Origin of the sequence: Paenibacillus polysaccharolyticus, from assembly GCF_900102085.1 — a bacterium.
Lineage (GTDB): Bacteria > Bacillota > Bacilli > Paenibacillales > Paenibacillaceae > Paenibacillus > Paenibacillus polysaccharolyticus.
Map to the genome: position 1 here is coordinate 366,989 of NZ_FMVM01000001.1, position 18,439 is coordinate 385,427.

The window sequence follows — 18,439 nt, forward strand, 5'->3', positions numbered from 1 at the left end:
CATCCTCTTTTTGTATGAACCCATATAATATTTGATATTTTAATATCGGCATGGACCCAATAATCTGACAGTGTATGGAGCATTTGCACAAAAAAAATTTTAATGATCTAAATTTATTACTAATTGGAATGAAGGGTGGCGACTCAATGAATAGCGATCTCTCTTATTGAATAAGAAAACAAGCTCACGCCAGTGGAATGGCAAGAGCTTGTTTTTGGGGGGCTATAACTTCGCAATACGCTGACCGATACGTGGAAACAGGCTAAATGCATTTTCGTAAAACACCTTCTCATGATGCTGCTCTGGCACAAGTCTGCGAACAAATTCAGCATACAAATCAATAGGCGCAAGCGGCCAGTCGGTGCCGAACAGCATTTTCTCATAATGATCCGAGTAGACCAAAGCCCTGCGGAAATGATCCATAAACAGCGGTTCGTTCATAAAGCGTTCGAAGTGAGGACGATCCCCGACTACAAGCCCAGATAAATCCGCGTACACGTTAGGGTTTTTCGCCACCACCTCAGCTGCATCCATCACCCAGGGATCACCGAGATGGCAGATCATGAAGTTTACGCTGCGCTGTTGCAAGGCAAGCTCGTCCACCGTTAACGGATGCGAATATTTGAGCAGCCCGTTCATAGAGTAGGTGTCTCCAGTATGGATGACCACAGGCAGATTGTATTTTGCAGCCAGCTCATAGACCGGGGTATAGATTTTGTCATACACATAGTGGTGATAGTATCCGGCATACAGCTTGATTCCCGCAACTTCGGGCGATTGCAATCTGGCTTCGATTCGGTCCAGCTCGTCTTGAGCTTGTTTGCCGTCCAGTCGGTTAGGGTTAATGCCTACACATTCCATCAGAAACGATGGAACCTGTTCTTCCAGATCCAGCCCCATCGGGTTAGGGGAACTAGAATCCGGGAAAGCCCCCTTCGTTTGCTCGCTCACCCCCATGCCAATGCCAAGAATAACATCATTGCGATCAAATTCTGCCTTGAGACCCGCCGCGCTGTAGTCTACTTTGGACAGATCAATCGCAGTACGGTGAAAGCTGTCGATATCGGATAGATGAATGTGAATATCAATGATGGGCATCGGTGGCCTCCTCTTCGCTTGTTGATGTTACAAAGTTCAGTTTTAACAAATCATGCACATCTGCCGTATTGAGCGAGATCGGCCCCAGAACAAGATAGGTCGGCTCTGTCCAGACGGTTTCGCCATCTTGTATCGTAAGCTCATGTGCTACGTTATGTCCTGTTACCAGGTTGTTCGCAAACGCCCAGGCATTCTGGTTCGGGTAACGATTCACCGCGTGTAGCATGTTTTGACGTGAAAGGGAGCCTATTCGGAATATGTGCTTCAAAGGCAGCCCAATGTCTACTTTGCCGAGCGGAAAACGATCTTGACCCGGTTGCTCGATCCAGCCTTCTGTATATACTTCCGAAGGTTTGAAGAAACGACCTTCTGTAAGAGCATAATTCGCCCGTGTCAGACCAGACTTGTTGGTCACCGCAAGTAAGGTGCAAAGTACGGGAACGCCAGGCAGCATCAGATAATGCTGATGAACAGTCATTCCCCGGTTCGCTTCATGTTTCTCGATACGAGTGGTCACCTTCAAGCCTTTCCACACGTTACCGAATTGATCCTTCTGCTCCGACCACGATAGACTCGTTTGCTCCAATTGACGGCTAAAGCCGTTCATGCCTGGAATATCAACAGCCATCCCGCCATACCACGGATTCCACCACGAACGAGCGGCAGGTTCAGGATATGAACTGTCTAGCCATTCCTCGCCTTGAACTTGCAGAGAGTGTACAATCCCCCCGAATGCCGGATCAGCCGTAATAGATAACACACCATTGTTGACGGTATATAACGTCTCTGAACCGTCTACTCCCTTTTCAATCCGTTGTAGCACTTCAGACCGTGTCTGCGGGAACCAAAGAGAGATTCGTTCCTGAATCCGATCTTCTCCACGATACACGCCCCGTACTTTCCATATATTCAGTTGCTCATATGGGTTGGTACTGTCGGGGGTGTCAGACCCTTGCGGGTCAAGGCGGTCCGCTGTCGTTACCTTCGGCGCTCCCACTACCGTTTCCTCAGGCGAAAACTCCAGCTTATCCGAGTTCAACTGCTCCGTCGCATCGAACTCAATCGTACGAGCTTTAATCTCGGGTTCCTTACCCTGCTGTACGTGTAGCTCCAATGTACCTGAAAGTGGAACAAGCTTACGCTCAACCAATTCAGCCTGTAGTACGTCCGCAGCAAATGGATTACCATCATTCAACGTCACATCCAGATGACTGTCCAGCATCGGAATAACTCCATTAGGTTGTTTACGGGCGAATGCGCGGAAATCCGTCCACTTGGCAAATGTGTTAAGCGCAAATACTGTTTCCTTCGTGGCTACCGAAGCTCCGGCCTCCAAACGTCCCAGCTCATGCTGTAATGCCAGCGTATATTCGGGCTTGATCAGCTTCAGTGAAGGGTCCCAGTAGATTCCGCACGCTCCGTACTCTTCCTTGCAAAATAGCCAGTTCTCCGTAATCTGTCCCGTATCCCAATGGTTTGGATCCCCGGCATAATCATCCCCCATATCTACAAAACGACCCTGATAGGGCAGAATAAGCCGATTGCCGAAGAAACCAAAGTGATCCATCAGGAACAGTTCTTCTTCCCATGCCGTATCACGTGTATTCACAACCTCATGGGAGAACGTAGCGATTCCGTTAGCGGACAATTTGGCAACTGTCTTCAGCAGTAATCCCGGGAAGTTTTCCAATTCATAGGCTGCTTCCATAACCTGATGATTCCCTTCAGCCACGATCTGTACTTCTTTGGCTTCTTTTAGGGACAACTCCTCCGAGTACGGTTTCCCCAGCTTCGGATAATTCCACCAGAAGGAGTGACGCGACCCAGGGTATTCGATCCACATGACGTTATCATGTTTGTTCATATGAAGGGAGTAGGCCCCGTTCACCGCAATCCACTGGCCGTTCGCCTCACCGCCATATCTTCCTTCAATGCCCTTCATCAGCACTGAGAGTTTTCTTCTAAAAGAAATCTCCAATCCCCCCGCCGGAACAGCGGTAATCTCCACATCCTGTGCATAGATGCCATATGAACGCAGTGTAAACGGAACGGACACGGAGCGTTTGCCCTTCGCAGGTACTGTGAATCGCAGTGTGCGCTCTGTCCAGTCTAGAAATGCTTCTTCTGGCAGTTCCATAACAAATTCTGTTTCCGCATCCACATTGTTTTCCACGTTCAGGATTAACTCTGCCGGAATACCCGGATATAGTTCCTTCACGGGGAGAACCGGTGTAATCTTCGCAGGGAATTTAGGTTGAAGGCCAAGACGGAACTGAGCTTTCCTGCCGCCAATAAGCCAAGTACTGCTAATGACCGGATGTGTTTTATTCTTGTTTTGTTCTTCGGTCACCGGATCGAGGTAAAACTCCCCCTCTACCGTGATGGTTTCGCCTGGTTGCAACGTTCGCACAACATCCATAGCAAAACGGATATTTTTGTCGTCCTGTCCTTTGATCTCGAACTCAAGATCGAGGTTGGATTTATTTTGGATATGATAACGCACGGGATAACTCGAACCAAACACCAGATCATGATGGTCTACTTCGGTGTGGATGCTGTAATCCGTCGTTTCGAGCGCGGCCAGACCGCGGCCTGTTTTTTCAAAAGATGCCCGCAGGGAAAGATCCCCTTTTTGCCACGTATAATCCAAGAAATCGAAGCCTCGCTCCTGCCTTCCATCCGGCTCGATCACCAGTTCACGGGTGCTGTCAGCGTACCAATCCAATGTTTCAAAGTAAGGTGTTAGCGCCTCGGTCTGCAATACGGTCGGGATAAAGTTCATGAGATGTACGCTATCGTCTTTTTTCTCCCAAAAGAAACCACATTTCTTGTACATCGGCACCGCCTTCGTATTGCCCGGCCATGTGAACAGATCCAGACGCGGCCATCCGGCCTCGACCGTTTTCTCCACTGCCTTTAAGATCAGATTGCGACCAATCTTGTAACCATGGTAGTCCGGGCGTACGTTAAGCAGCGGTACATATAGTGCATTCTCGTCAAAACGGTAATGGGCAAAGCTGCAAAAACCGACGACCTCTACATCATGAACCGCCAGAAAAACATGCAGATTGGAGGAGTTCTCCATCTCCTGACGAATCGTTTCCTCTGTCCGCTGCCTTGTGCCGCCTCCCCAGCTCTCATTACTTTGGTTCCACATATCTGCCAAACTAGCCGCATAAGAAGCGTTGTATTCAACAATACGAATCTGATCGATGATCATTTGTGATTGTACACTCATGTTCGGTTCTCCTTCTCTATATGTATAGGATGGTCTTCGTGAACACTAACCGGCCTTAGTCTGATCGCTACTAAACTAACCCAGGACCTGTGTGGCAAATCTAGCGATAGTCTTATCATACTATATTTGGAAACATTTTCAGAGTGTCTTCGTCTCATAGATTCATATTGGCTCTAGAACGATTATAAGTAAATAAGAAACCTTAGACCGCGATTGTTCGTATCTAACTAGGGGCTGTCTCAAGCTTATGTATAGGCTAACATATACGGTGGTGATAAGGATAAATTGCCTTAACTGTGAGTTTTGACAAGCGCTGTTCGCCCTTGGTACTCTGAAGAGAGCAGTGTCTACTTATATCAAAAATAGATAGATTCATGGAGGGAAAGCATGACGGAGTGGATCACGCAATTCATACTTTTTTTTAAGGATTTGTCATACGCAGGACTGGTTATTGCCTTGTCCTTTGAATTTGTCCCTGCTGAACTTGTTCTGCCCATGGCGGGATATTGGGTATATCTCGGGGATATGAAGCTGTGGTTGGCTATTCTGGCAGGAACAGTTGGCGGCACATTTGGCCCATTAACGTTATATGCACTCGGACGCTACGGTGGCAGACCGATGGTCGAGAAGTACGGCAAATACTTCCTCATCCGCCCCCACCATGTTGAGGCTTCCGATAAGTTTTTCGAAAAATACGGCAGCGGGGTCGCTTTCTATGGACGCTTCGTACCCGGCATTCGAACGGTTATCTCCATCCCTTGCGGTATGGCAAAAATGAACGTATTCAAATTCAGTATATTTACCTTCCTAGCCATGCTTCCGATCACATCCATCTACGTTTACCTCGGTTACAAATTGGGAGCACAATGGGAAGAAGTCGGCGAAGTTGTTAAACCGTATGTCATCCCGGCAGGCATGATCTTCCTGATTGGATTTGGACTATACATGCTGTTGAAACGTTGGAAAAAAAGACCGACTTAGACAAGTGAATGGCTTGTTGAAGTAGCCCGAACGGCCTCACCCGTTTGGAACGAATCAGTTTGGTCGATGAGCAATGGAGATTCCCCATCATTCTTCGCTCCCCAGGACATTGTTGCGGGTTCTCTTCGTTGTATGTGGTCCATGTCTTACCATCATCCACTGAATATTCCATTGGAGGAGATTTATATTCTACTTCAAACATGAGACTTTTAATTATTGCTGTAGTAAGCTCTCTAACGATCAATATTGTAAAACGTAATAAACGTGTGCCGATTGAGTGTCGGCACACGCTACCTGTTTCGCCTTTTTAATCAGTCTAATGGACAAGGATATGAACAGAAGAAAGTTAAAAAATCTTATAATTAGGAGATAAGTCTTAGCTATCTGTCTAGGGTTTAGAACTTTTTTTAGCAGATAAAAAAGCTAAAAAATTAAACTCAACGTGTAATAATATAGTTACTAAAATAGAATTAGTGTAGTATGCAATAAGTCCAAACCCTAAACCCCCGGCTAACGCAAAAAGCATATATTTCATAGTATTTTTGTTGAATTGATAGTATTGTAAATGCGATAAAGAAAATAATAAAGCAGATAATATAACGGAGGTTGTCAAAGGGAGACCTGCAATTTCAAATGCTGTTTCGTAATTAAAATTCTCACTAATAATCGGAATGAGTAGACCTCGAAATAAAATTTCTTCAACAATCGGAAACACAATTACAAAATTTATTATATCCTTTCTCCCCGTTGGATTATAACCTGAATACCTTGAGATAAGCAGATTAACAACAAAAATAACAACAATAAGTAACAGTGTTGATTTCAAATTAATTGGTGAATACAAGGAGATATTATTGTTGTAAAACAAATAAATTATTATCACTAAAGTTCCCCAAATGTAAACCACATTAGATTCCGAAAATTTGTGAATTTTGAAAATAGAATATAACATAATTAACATTTTTTTGACAACTACATATGAGAAAGAAAGACTTGTTATACATATAACTGAGAATAGTACACCCACTCTGCTATCTTCCTTTCTTTTAACAAATTTAGTATAGTCTTTAGACCATCATGTAGTGATTATGCTTGATTTGGCCACTCTCTAGTTTTATCACTCGATCAGCTACACTGAAGTACTGATCATCGTGAGTGACTACGATAATTCCCTTGCCTTGGGATTTAAGAATTGAAAGTAACTCTTCATAAAAGAACGCTTTAAATTCTGGATCTTGCTCAGCCGCCCATTCATCCAATAAAATTAAAGGTTTATTTTCTAAACATGAGATAATATAGGCTAATCGTTTCTTCTGTCCCGTAGATAATTCGTTAGAATTTATATTTCCGTTACTATCAATAAACACTTTAGACTCCATTTTCATTAATTTAAGCAGATCGTTGATAGTTCCTTTATTTGTATTAATATCTATACCATACAATTTATTAAATAGATGAAGGTCACTAAAAATAGCCGAGAAACATTCATTCAACTCTTCCATCGATGCTTTTTCACCATTTAGTTTAACAACTCCTCCCTGAGGGTTGTATAAACCTGTCATAATTTTTGATAATGTCGATTTTCCACTCCCATTTCCACCAATTATCATCAAAATTTCGCCTGACCTAATTGACATATTGATAGGACCTAATTTAAACTCGGTTTTATTGTTATTTTTATCACTTACAAAATAACTGTACTCAATATTTTCCAGATCCAACTCAATTTTGCTTGGGGATCTTCGTGGTTTATTTTCCTGTATATCTATATCACTTTTTGAATCTTCACTTTTTTGGAGCAATAAAATCAAATCATTGATTTGTTTCATATTTACTTTCAATGATTCCAACTGAGAAATTGAATTGATTAAAATTTGGAATGGACCCAGCATATAAAATACAATAAATAATGTTTCACGTAAGTTTGCTACATTTATACCTGTTAGTAGTATTGGAAAAATAAATACTACAACTGCAAAGATGATGTTGTACATCGTAATGTTATACAAATTGTAATTTAATATTTTAATAGACGCTTTTACATTATAATTTGTAGTTTCATTAGCACAATTTTTCATTTCTGCTACATACTCTGATTTTTTATGTTTGTTTAGGATTAGTTCTCTGAAACCGTGTAACATGTGAGTAGTATAAGAGAAATATCTATCTTTCATTTCTCTATTTTTCGTCCAATATTTAGAAGCTTTTTTATTAACAAATATACTAAAACTTAGATTAAGTACTATAATCGACAGGGAACCAACAAACCCATAGAAGTTCTGGTAACCTAAATAACCCATACAAAAGATAATAGTCAGTAGACTTGAAAAACCTGTTACTACTAATTCTGGTGATTTAGATATGGCCTCTGTGTCACTATTTAATACTGTGTATATTTTAGAACTACCTATCTTTTCAACTTTCTCATATGATGAATCGGTTATTCCATCAACAATTAACTTTCTTTTTTCATTTATAAGTAAACTAGCATTCTTTATCAACTTTTCTTGTAAAACTTTTTGAGTGAATACGAAAAATATTACAAAGAATATAAAGAACATAAGTAAGTAACTTGAATACTTCAGTTCAGTATTAAAAGTTTCGTTGATCGTTAATATGATCATTGTATTCATTAATCCGTTAATAATACTTAAAGAAATGATAGCTGCATAATTTTTTTCTCCTTCCTTTTCGGATGAGAACAATGCATGTATAAATAATAGATATACAAATAAAGTACTTATTAACGCAATAAAAGATAAAAAAATCCAGTTTCCATAGGTAGCATTAATCAATTCCCATTTTGAAATACCAAATAAATAATTTGTACTTGAAAATATACATATTCCGAAATAACCAACTACTGCACTTATCAGTAATACTTCTTTTATAGTTTCTTTTTTTGTTTTCTTGAATGCTCTTTTTTTCTGTTTTGTTTCTTTAAGTATCTTGCCAGTATAAAACAAAATTAAAATGATCAAACACGACAAAAAGAAAAAAAACATTTTAAAAAAACTCATCTCAATACCTAATCCATAAAAAACACCTTTATTGTTGATTAGAAAGTTTTCAAGAAGAAGTGACCGTGGATTCATCATTAAACCTACACCTCTTTACTACTTTCGATATTGGATTCAACATATTGCATTAACTCTTCAATGTTATTAAAGAAAGAATTAGTTAAAGTTTCATCGGCCAAAAGAATATCAAAATGGTTCTCAATTTCAACTAAAATTTTTACAAAGGATATGGAATCAATGAAATCAATAGAGGTCTCCAAAGTTATATCATCAGATACTGTGACTTTTTTTATAATAGATATAATTTCGGTATTAGTTTCCGATAGGTCTTTTTCCAAATCAGCTTCTTTTACTTTATCTTCAGAAAGAATATCAATCTCCATGTTCTTCAACGCATTTCGATCGATTTTTCCATTTGGTGTTTGAGGCATGCTTTGGATCTCTATGAATTTGTTTGGAATCATGTAGTCCGGTAATTTTTCCTTGAGAAACCGTTTCAACTCATCGGCATTCTGCATGCTATCAGAGCAGTAGTATACCCATAAACTGTTGATACTGTTTACAGTATGCACTATAACAATGGCTTGACTCACAAGTTGCGAATCATATATTACTTTTTCTATTTCTTCGACTTCTACCCTGTAACCTCTGATTTTCACCTGATTATCCATTCGCCCAATATACTTAATGTTACCGTTAGATATGTACTTTCCGTAATCACCTGTCCGGTATATTTTTCTATTCTGAAGATCGTTTACCACCACAAATCTCTCAGAAGTTAATTGTTCTTTATTATAATATCCAAGAGATAATGCTACTCCCGCTATGCAGATTTCCCCTACTTCGCCTGGTTCTACCTTTTGTAAACTATCATCCAATATAAAAATCTCATAATTACGTAATGGTTTACCAATCGTTATCTCGTTCTCGTGCGTGACATTTGATACTGTTGCCCAAACGGTTGCCTCTGTTGGGCCATAGACATTATATATAGTGGCTTTTGTATTTCCCCTTATATCTTCAAGTAAATTTATAGGGAAACTTTCTCCACCAATAATAATATCTTGAACATTTTCAAGTGCTTTCTCATTAAAATTCAATAACATTCTAGCTCTGGAAGGTGTCATCTGAACTACATCAATCTCATATTTACTAATTAATTCATAAATTGCTTTAGGATTTGTGCTCTCTCTGGTATTGGCAAGTATAACTGTCATCCCTTTACAAAGAGCCATCACACTCTCAAGAAAAAATATATCAAATGAAACTGTTGTTAAACATATGATCTTTTTACCATCATCTAGACCACAAGCCTCACTCATTACATCAACAAAGTTAACTAATGAATCTTCTCCTATCATGACTCCTTTAGGGTTCCCCGTAGATCCTGATGTATAAATGATATAGGCTGGATTCAAACTTACGGGATTCTCAGTCAGTGCTTGTTTCAGTGAATTAATAGCATGCGATGGTTCGTTATCAATAAAAAATACGTTGCTATCTGAAAACATTCCTGCATTTTCCACCGTTGTTAACACATAGTCACACGAACTATCAGCAATTATATAATTAATTCTATCCTTAGGATACGATAGATCAATTGGAATATAAGTACTTTTATTTTTCAAGATTGCAAAAATCGAAATAAGCAATTCTATACTTCTTGGTACAGCAAGAAGTATAGTTTTGTTACTCAATCCACTATTGGATAGAGACTCCGCGAGATCATCAACACGTAATAGAAAATCATTATAGTTTATTCTTTCATTTTCAAAGATTATCGCATCTTTATTCCCAAAATCAGTAGCGGAACGAACTAAGAATTCATATAAATTTTTCATTAAATAATCTCTCCACTTTCATTGGAATTTAGGTTAAACAAGATCATGAGTTCTTTCGTAATTTTCTGTTCCAAACTATAAATATCATCAAAAAGAAGACTAATTTTCTTAAATTGTTCATCCCTAACTTTTTTTGAAGAATAGTACATTCTCATAAAAGTTTTCCCTAGTATCATCCACTTTTCTTGACATTCCTGAAGGAGTACACTTACTGTATCCGCAGCATTACTATAGTTTTTTTGTACAAATAATGTATAATTTTTTATATTTATAGATGTATTTTTGAATAGCCATGCAAACATCGTATTTAATGATTCTTCTTGATTATCAAAACTTTGTGATACAATCTCTACATTATTCGAAATAGCATCGAATAAATTTTTTATATTTTCTATTCGGGTAGTTTTTCGTGTTGCAGATCTCGTATTATTTCTTTCAAAATTTTGCTTCAAAAGTTCTTTACCATCTACTGTATATTTATCCTTGTTATTAAATGTTAATAAAGCTGTTGAACAAGCAAACACTTCTTCAATCCCTATTTTCAAAGGTTCTAAGTTTTGAGTTGGATCTAAGACTAGACACTCTCCATTATCAACGCCTGAAATTATAATTGCATGGGAGTAACTGAATTTTTGATACATTCGATTAAACTTGCAGAGAATAGTATCTACAAAAACAACAACTGGTTTGTTGTCCTGTAACTCTTGTAAAATAGAATTGTACATTTCATCTACTGTCTCGCTTTTTTCCACTTGGATTGCAAGAGAAAAATACAATTCATAAAATTTCAAAGTTTCCTCAACAATGGTTAGATTAGTCAATGAAAAAGTATTATAAAATATATTTTCTAAAGATATTGATTCTTGTTCTTCCTTAGATACATCGTAATAAAAATCTAAACCAGAATATATTACGCTAGGTTCTTTCTCAAAATGAATAAGAATCATAGTCATTATTGCTTCCCAACAATCTACCATGCTGTAACATTTTTCTGGTATCACCAAATCTACTGTTTTTTTCATGTTATTCATGAATAGTTCCTTTCTGAAATGGAAGTTGCCAAAAGATATCTGGGTTACTGATCGCCCTTGTAAAATCATAGTCTTGGATTTGGGGTACTAGGTGTACTACGTTGTCTTCATAACAAGAGTCCACACCAATAGACATCTCAAGTGAACCGCTGAATCTATAAAGCTTATGTTTTATACTATGCAAATAGGTATTAATATTTAATCTTTTTCCAAAATAATTTGCACTCTCATTAATGTGTATTTCGTTTTTTTCGTTCATTATTAAATTTCTAAATTCATGTAACGACAATGGTTCATTTTGATTATTGAGAAAAAACAAACAATAACTAGGATCTAACATTATCCATTTATTTAATTCCTTGGAATAAACAATAACCACAACATGGCTATCATCCGTTTCTCTTTCTCTTGGGCTGCAAGTAATATATCTAGCATACAGACCTGCAGCCAGACAGAGTTCTGAAAGAACAATAGCTAAGCCCCTACAATTCAATCTATTTCCATGCTCATTGGCAAAGTTTAGTAAGGATAGCAAGTCTCTTTTTGGAGGTAATACTATATAGCTTTTATGCTTGATCCTTTGGTTAACCCATTTTAAGCATGAATACATTTTATTAAAATCGTCTTGAGAATCATCCAACCATTCTTCCATTTTTACATACTCTTTTATATTAGTAATATTTTCAAAACTGTACTTGAATTTTACATAGTCACCCTCTTGTTTATATATCTCATTTTCCAGAGAGACACGCTCAACATTAAGATTTTGAAATTCCTTTTTTTCCACTGCTATGAAAGAGACTAGGCATTCTGTTTTATGAATAGTATCCGTTCTCTCAAAAACAAATTTTCTGGACTTTGACGTTTTCGTAAGATTATATTTTTTATTCAAAAAATAAAAGAAAAAATCATTTTCCGTAATATTAAACTTCAAGCACTTGCGGTTAAAGATACCTTCGCTTGGGCAAGAAATGAATAATTCATTATTATTTATATGCAGCAATATAGTTTGGGATAATTCCTCTGAAGCAAGGTATAAACAGTTCATATTCCATTTCCTCTATGTCAGTTTAATAGCATTGCCTTCTTTTATTTCTCTTTCAATATTATAAAGAAATCTTTGTTCTTCCTTATTCTCTTTCATGCAAATCATACTTTTTTTCATGATCCAACTTGCTGGACAACCTGATGTGAAACAAACAGGCAAAAGTTCGCAAGTATTACATTTTTGCTCCAATGGTTTATCCGTCCATATCGAATTAATCATATCATTCTCATCAATCGTGCCGTTTTCTCGAATTTCTCCAATCAAGTTTTTATCAACAATTTTATGATTTTCAATATTTCTATTACATTTATATACTGAGCCGTCCCAATTAATCGCAAATCCATTCTCTTTAAATGAATAGCACATTTTACTATTAATACTTTCATATAGGTCAGTGTAATTATTGTTTAGCTTCTTTTCGTTCTTCTTAATAAAATCCATCAATTCATAATCACTATCTACTAGCTCATTGGTAAGTTTTTTTACACTCTCGCCCCCCCAATCTTTAATGGGCTTTTGAATAAGCTTAAAACAATTATCATCGGCAAAATTTTCATTGAAATAGTCAAAAAACTCTTCATACTCCTTAATTTTACTTTTGAGTATGTTATTCCTTATGGCAATTGTATATCTTTTATTTATATCCGAATTTTTTATATTTAAGAGATTTTCCGTTATCTTATCAAAAGTACCTTTGCCACTAACATGTGGCCTTAATGTATCGTGTAAACTTTTCGTACCATCAATAGTAATCTGAAAAAAAATACAGTTATTATCTATAAGTTGAGTAAATGTATCCATATCCAAATAATATCCATTAGTTGTGATTGAAGAAATGAAAGGCACTCTATTTTCAGTACAAATTTCTTTGATCTTTTTAGCCATTCTTATAATTCTGTCTTTTTCAATTAATGGCTCGCCTCCAAACCATTCAATATATACCGACTTATATTTTTTTATATTTTTATAGAGAAATTTAACGATACTTTTCTCAACTTCGTCAGACATAGATTTGTTATTTTTTTCCTGATAACAATATTGACAACGAAAATTACAATTGTTCGTCATGACTATTGTCATCCTTAAATTATTATCATAGATGCTTTTGTCTACGATATGCTTGAATAGCCTAATTTCATCGATACTTTCAGAAGTTACTAGACCATACTTTTCGAGCTCTTCACTAAAATCTAAGGTATTGATTTCTTCTTCATTGTTTTTTAATGATTGAAAAGACTTTTGATCTACTTCAATCAGCTTGGATGAGAGCGTGTTGAAAATGAAATGCCGGCCCTCATTTTCTAAAAAAACATTATACATTGAGCTTTTCATATGATCTCTCCTTATTTCCAATTTTTTCATACTACAAAGCCATTAATATATTTTTGTACAACTTTACTTCAAAACTCATAATTTCAATTAGTGAATTTTCAATATCTTCCAAATTATCCTTTGTTGGATCTATACTACATTTAAGTATAAGCAACTTAAAAAGTTCGAATTTCTTAACTAATTTCTCAAACTCACGCGTATAGGTTTCACCGAAAACTTCACTTGTCAACTGTTTCAATAAACGCTTGGAAGTAATAATTCCTTCTGATGCTATATCAAAAACGAGATTATAATATTTTTTTTGTTCAATATATTCTCCACTGTTTCGAAGATATTCAAAGTACTTGTGCAATTCTTCATAAGCTGAAAACCCATAAAAATTCTCTCCTTCATTTCCCCCCTTCAAGAAAAAACGCACCGTATCTGCAAGTTTAATTTTATATTTTTCTACATCGTTTATATTATTTCCGATGATGCTTGTCTCCTCACATATAACTTCTATAAAGTGATTTAACGGGTCATCATAATCCAATTTCAACCAACCATCGTAAGTTCTTATAGGGTATGTCGGAATATACCCGTCACTGACATACAAACCCTTAATTTCATCCCACCCTATTAAATTAATATAATGTTTGGTATTAACATTTTGATTATTAACAAATAAATTGTTGTACTCCAAAAATTTGGTGCCTATATGACCTATAATAAAGCTGTTGCAGTTGATCTTGTTCCTTACCCAATGTTCTTTGTTATCGTTCTCATTAATACCAGAGAGTACTATTTGATTTTCTTCTAGAAAATGCGCTATCCCTTGTTCAAATGCCATAAATATTCTAGATCTGGTGATATTCATAGATTTAAAAACGATATTTAGGTCACAATACATTAAGATATCTAACTCTTTAATGTTTGGAACAACCAATCGAAGATAGTTGAAAATACAATTTGATAAGCAATAACTTCCTGGATAAGTAGTGTAATTAGAATTATTTAAAAGCATTCAAACACCCCTATTTTCTTATCCTCTATCCACCAAAAAAATTCTCAATCATTACTACCAACCTCTCATTATCACTATCTGAACCTATAAGAAAAGTTGGTTTTTCGAAATATTCTTTCATGAATTCTTTTTTTTCTTCAATTTGCTTTTCGTTCAAAACGGCCACATCACCTATAAGAGATATTAAATTGTAATCTTTCTCCACCGGGAAGATACTTATTGCTATTACTTTCGTTTCAATATAATTCTCTAAATAATTTATAGTTCTGTTTATATAAGTCAAGTCATCATTTGGATTGACACATAATATAATAGCGTCTGGCTCACTTCCAAGTAAGAAATCATGCTGATGATGGGGATAAAAACCAATGTTACCTGCTGAATACGGGACGGTTTGAGATTGAGATCCAACTAGTATGATATCCGGATTATTCCTGGAGATGTTATACATCAATTCATTTACTGTACTTATAGCATTGCCTCCGGAGACATTAACTGAAGAGTTGTACCCCATTGGGTAAACTTCATTCATGCCAAACAATAAAGACGAAGCTTCTGTACCAAGTTGGCCCACTTGATAACCTTTCTCACACAATAGTTTTCTCAAAGTCATCTGTAAAGTAAATTTACCCTGACGTGGACTAGTTCCAAAAACCCCCAAAACCGGTTGTGGAATTCTATGTAATTTATCCATGTTACTTTTTGGAACATCTTCTTCAGAAATAATTGGATAATAAATTTTGTTTTTTTTCTTTAACCTATCAATGTCTACTTGATAGGTTGAAAGATCATCAAAAGAGTAGAGATTTTTAGAATGTTCTATACACGATTGAATGAAATACTCATAAAAATCTCGATTATAAACCGAGTTTAACATGCTAGTATGACCTAGTATTACAGTATCAAAATCAGATTCCCAGTCAATTTCATCGATACTCTCAATCTTCAGATCCATGATACCCTTTAATTTTTCTGCATCTCTCCATCTATTATGCTTTCTTGGTTCATAAACACCTTTAATCGAAAATGTTAATTCATCACGGAACCTTAATAGAGAATGCATCTCTTTATTAAAAGGGAATATAATGGCCTTATTAATATTATTAATCCAATCAGGTTTTTCAATATTTCTTTTATTATAATTAACTACCTTAATGGCATTATTTTTCATTTCAATTAAAATCTTTTTTTTGTCTCTGATGCCCGATTGCATAATTTTAGCAACAATAGCTGTAATATGAGGAGCTGCAAAACTTGAACCAGCCACACGTTTATATCCTTTATCCCACGGTAATCGCTGCAGGGCACCTATGCCCATAATATTCACGATACTATTCTCAACATAATAATACTTTTGAGCCTCTGTACAAAATGTATGATAATCAACACCTAAAACAGAGTCAAAAGCTGCAGGGTACGATATCGCACCTAAGTTATCAAAAGCTGCAACAGTAATAATTCCTTTATTTTCAATAAAACTACATATTTCTTCTAAATCATCTATTTTATCGCAAAATGTAACTCCATTACTTAGATGAATAATATCAACCTCGAGTGTTGTAATGATGTATTTCAATGCACGTATCAAATCTTCAATATTAGTTTCATTATTTTTATCGAAAATTTTTATTGAGTAAATCCTGGCCTCAGGTAGATGATTATGCAATATATAAGAAGTAGCTGTTCCATGACCAATGTTGTCGATTTGCTCATTATCCAGGTCATAATCTGAAATTAAATCAATATTCTCAACATGTATCTCATTGAATTCTCTTCTGTTGGTATTGGTTCCGCTATCAACAATCGCAATTTTAATTCCATCGCCCTTCAGATTGTGCCAGTTCATTCTAAATCCCCCATAACTTTTTATTCATACAACTTCTCCACTAAATTTACGTAATCCTTGAAATTAGCTAGTTCCTTTACTTCAAGAATATCGTCATTAATTCTGACCATAAATTCTTTTTCAATTGCAATAATTAAGGCAACAAATTGTAGAGATTCTAATTCAAGCTCCTCTGTATAATCTTCTTGATCTATATAGATTCCCATATTATGAAATATTGATTTTAGTTTATTTTCTATCTCCATTGAAATCGCTCCATATATCTTATTTAATAGCAAGGGTTGCCAGATGATTCCAATTCCGACAACCCAGTCTTTCAAGTTTTTGACGACTAAAATTCAAATTAAGAGCATTTGTAATTACTTTCTCCATACAGGACTACATTGTTATTCACTTTTTTAGGTTTAACTAATTTTTTCATTTTTCTTCACCTCCTTTCATAGGGTTAAGCGCTTAACCTAGGACATGAAAGCCTGAATCCACATAAATAATTTCTCCTGTTATTCCCTTCGAAAGGGAACTCATTAAAAACATGCTCGTATCACCGATCTCTTCTAAAGTTACATTTTTTTTGAGTGGAGCTCTTTCAGCAACATTTAATAGTTTTTCATCTAAACCTAGTATTACAGAAGAAGCTGAAGTTTTAATAACACCAGATGAGACAGCATTAACTCTAATCCCTAATTTTCCTAAATCCACAGATAAATAACGAACAGCTGCCTCCAATGCTGCTTTTGCGATCCCCATAACACTATAATTATCTATAGCTCTTTCCGAGCCAAGATAAGTTTGAGTTACAACGCTTCCTCCCTCTGGCATGACCTCTCTGACATGTTTACAAAAAGATATCAATGAATACGTACTAGCACTTAATGCCTCTAAAAAATCCTCCCTGCTAATATCAATACAATCTCCATGGAGTGCTTCAATACTTGCATAGGCTAGAGAATGTACTACTCCATCTATTCTACCGACATGCTGTTTTATAAAATTGAACGCTTCTGAAATGCTATCGTCGTTTAACGCATCACAAGCAACTATGCATACAGGTTCAATTTCAGCATCCGTTAGCATTTTTTGAAGTTTACGACGAGATTTTTCTTTTCGATATGTAAAAAGCAATCTAGCACCTTGTTTGTTTAGCGACTTAGCAATTCCCCAGGCGATGCTTTTCTCATTCGCTACTCCTGTTATAAGTATTTGTTTTCCTTCTAGCAACACATAGAAAACCTGCCTTCACCAGAGAATATACTAACTGACTTATTAAGACTTTCCATTTTCAAGCTTAATTCCTCAGGAAAATTTAATAAGACTGACAAATCAACTAATTCTTTTATTTCAAGAAAAGTAACATGTGAGGCAAACTCTTCAAAGGCACAGATTGACATTACATAATGTTTACCAACGTTGAAATGCTGGAAATAAGCCTTTGGGAGACTATTTTTAGCTTGCATATAAAATCTATAATTGTCCCCTTTGATACAGAAGGAATTTAAAGGAATTTTCAAGCCCTTTCCTATTGCTTTTATATAACTTTCTTTCAAAGTTAGAATTCGATAAAAATGAACTAATTGATTAGAAGTGTCTTGATTAATTATGGAAGTATATTCTTCCTCGCTAAAGTATTGCTCAGCAATACCTAATTGACGTTGTTTGACTTGTTCGAGATCAACCCCGACACAATGTCTTGAAAAAACACATACAATCCATTCACCTGAATGGGAGATATTAAATTCCCACCCTTGTGTTGAAACTAAAAATGGCTTATTATAGTCATCTTTCTTAAAAACCAAACTTTTATTATCAAGTTTTAATAGTTTGCAAAATATAATACGAGTTACTAGTTCACCGATTACAGATTGTACAACGCTTTTCTTATTTATATTTTTTGTAAACTTGTCTTGCTTTTCTTTAGAGAGAAAGCGAATTAAATTGTACTCATTGATATAATCCCTGGACTGATTGTATTTACATAAAAAAACATAGACCATCGAATCCCCA

At 36.1% G+C, this 18,439-nt stretch carries 15 protein-coding genes; 1 reads left to right on the plus strand and 14 read right to left on the minus strand.

Going from position 1 to position 18,439, the window contains the following annotated elements:
• Positions 1–222 precede the first annotated feature (222 nt).
• Both BLQ13_RS01535 and BLQ13_RS01540 read right to left on the minus strand, forming a co-directional pair.
• On the minus strand, positions 223–1,098 hold the full coding sequence (locus tag BLQ13_RS01535) for an amidohydrolase family protein (RefSeq protein WP_090915249.1): 876 nt from the start codon (positions 1,096–1,098) through the stop codon (positions 223–225).
• A complete protein-coding gene (locus tag BLQ13_RS01540; protein WP_090915251.1) occupies positions 1,085–4,336 on the minus strand; it encodes a GNAT family N-acetyltransferase in 3,252 nt (1,083 codons plus the stop codon). Before BLQ13_RS01540 ends, BLQ13_RS01535 begins: the two co-directional genes overlap by 14 nt.
• Before the next feature lie 387 nt (positions 4,337–4,723).
• Here BLQ13_RS01540 and BLQ13_RS01545 point away from each other — a divergent pair, with 387 nt between their 5' ends.
• Positions 4,724–5,317 (plus strand): DedA family protein, encoded by a 594-nt coding sequence (locus BLQ13_RS01545; RefSeq protein ID WP_090915253.1) that lies wholly within the window; start codon positions 4,724–4,726, stop codon positions 5,315–5,317.
• On the opposite strand, the gene BLQ13_RS28395 is transcribed toward BLQ13_RS01545, so the two are convergent.
• The 12 genes from BLQ13_RS28395 to BLQ13_RS01600 all read right to left on the minus strand — a co-directional run bounded on the left by BLQ13_RS28395 (position 5,314) and on the right by BLQ13_RS01600 (position 18,429).
• Complete coding sequence (locus BLQ13_RS28395) at positions 5,314–5,460, minus strand: hypothetical protein (RefSeq protein ID WP_167375611.1); 147 nt, start codon at positions 5,458–5,460, stop codon at positions 5,314–5,316. The two genes, BLQ13_RS01545 and BLQ13_RS28395, sit on opposite strands and share 4 nt — an antisense overlap.
• Positions 5,461–5,705: 245 nt before the next feature.
• Entirely contained in the window at positions 5,706–6,344 is a 639-nt protein-coding gene (locus BLQ13_RS01550) for a CPBP family intramembrane glutamic endopeptidase (RefSeq protein ID WP_090915255.1), read from the minus strand.
• A 40-nt stretch (positions 6,345–6,384) separates the two neighbouring features.
• Entirely contained in the window at positions 6,385–8,415 is a 2,031-nt protein-coding gene (locus BLQ13_RS01555) for a cyclic peptide export ABC transporter (RefSeq protein WP_090915257.1), read from the minus strand.
• Positions 8,416–8,420: 5 nt separating this feature from the next.
• On the minus strand, positions 8,421–10,178 hold the full coding sequence (locus BLQ13_RS01560; protein WP_090915259.1) for a non-ribosomal peptide synthetase: 1,758 nt from the start codon (positions 10,176–10,178) through the stop codon (positions 8,421–8,423).
• Complete coding sequence (locus tag BLQ13_RS01565) at positions 10,178–11,209, minus strand: C39 family peptidase (RefSeq protein ID WP_090915261.1); 1,032 nt, start codon at positions 11,207–11,209, stop codon at positions 10,178–10,180. The genes BLQ13_RS01560 and BLQ13_RS01565 overlap by 1 nt, the downstream gene beginning before the upstream one ends.
• Positions 11,202–12,257: a transglutaminase-like domain-containing protein gene (locus BLQ13_RS01570; RefSeq protein ID WP_090915263.1), complete on the minus strand. Its 1,056-nt coding sequence runs from the start codon at positions 12,255–12,257 to the stop codon at positions 11,202–11,204. Before BLQ13_RS01570 ends, BLQ13_RS01565 begins: the two co-directional genes overlap by 8 nt.
• Before the next feature lie 12 nt (positions 12,258–12,269).
• A complete protein-coding gene (locus tag BLQ13_RS01575) occupies positions 12,270–13,589 on the minus strand; it encodes a radical SAM/SPASM domain-containing protein (protein ID WP_167375612.1) in 1,320 nt (439 codons plus the stop codon).
• A gap of 31 nt (positions 13,590–13,620) precedes the next feature.
• Positions 13,621–14,592, minus strand: a complete 972-nt coding sequence (locus BLQ13_RS01580; protein WP_139168837.1) for a hypothetical protein — start codon at positions 14,590–14,592, stop codon at positions 13,621–13,623.
• 25 nt (positions 14,593–14,617) lie between these two features.
• Positions 14,618–16,438 carry a S8 family serine peptidase gene (locus BLQ13_RS01585; RefSeq protein WP_090915269.1) on the minus strand — a complete coding sequence of 607 codons (1,821 nt, stop codon included), beginning with the start codon at positions 16,436–16,438 and terminating at the stop codon, positions 14,618–14,620.
• A 20-nt stretch (positions 16,439–16,458) separates the two neighbouring features.
• Positions 16,459–16,683 carry a phosphopantetheine-binding protein gene (locus BLQ13_RS01590; RefSeq protein WP_090915271.1) on the minus strand — a complete coding sequence of 75 codons (225 nt, stop codon included), beginning with the start codon at positions 16,681–16,683 and terminating at the stop codon, positions 16,459–16,461.
• A 208-nt stretch (positions 16,684–16,891) separates the two neighbouring features.
• Positions 16,892–17,659 carry an enoyl-ACP reductase FabI gene (locus tag BLQ13_RS01595; protein WP_090915273.1) on the minus strand — a complete coding sequence of 256 codons (768 nt, stop codon included), beginning with the start codon at positions 17,657–17,659 and terminating at the stop codon, positions 16,892–16,894.
• Positions 17,650–18,429: a 4'-phosphopantetheinyl transferase family protein gene (locus BLQ13_RS01600; RefSeq protein ID WP_090915275.1), complete on the minus strand. Its 780-nt coding sequence runs from the start codon at positions 18,427–18,429 to the stop codon at positions 17,650–17,652. The genes BLQ13_RS01595 and BLQ13_RS01600 overlap by 10 nt, the downstream gene beginning before the upstream one ends.
• Positions 18,430–18,439 lie beyond the last annotated feature (10 nt).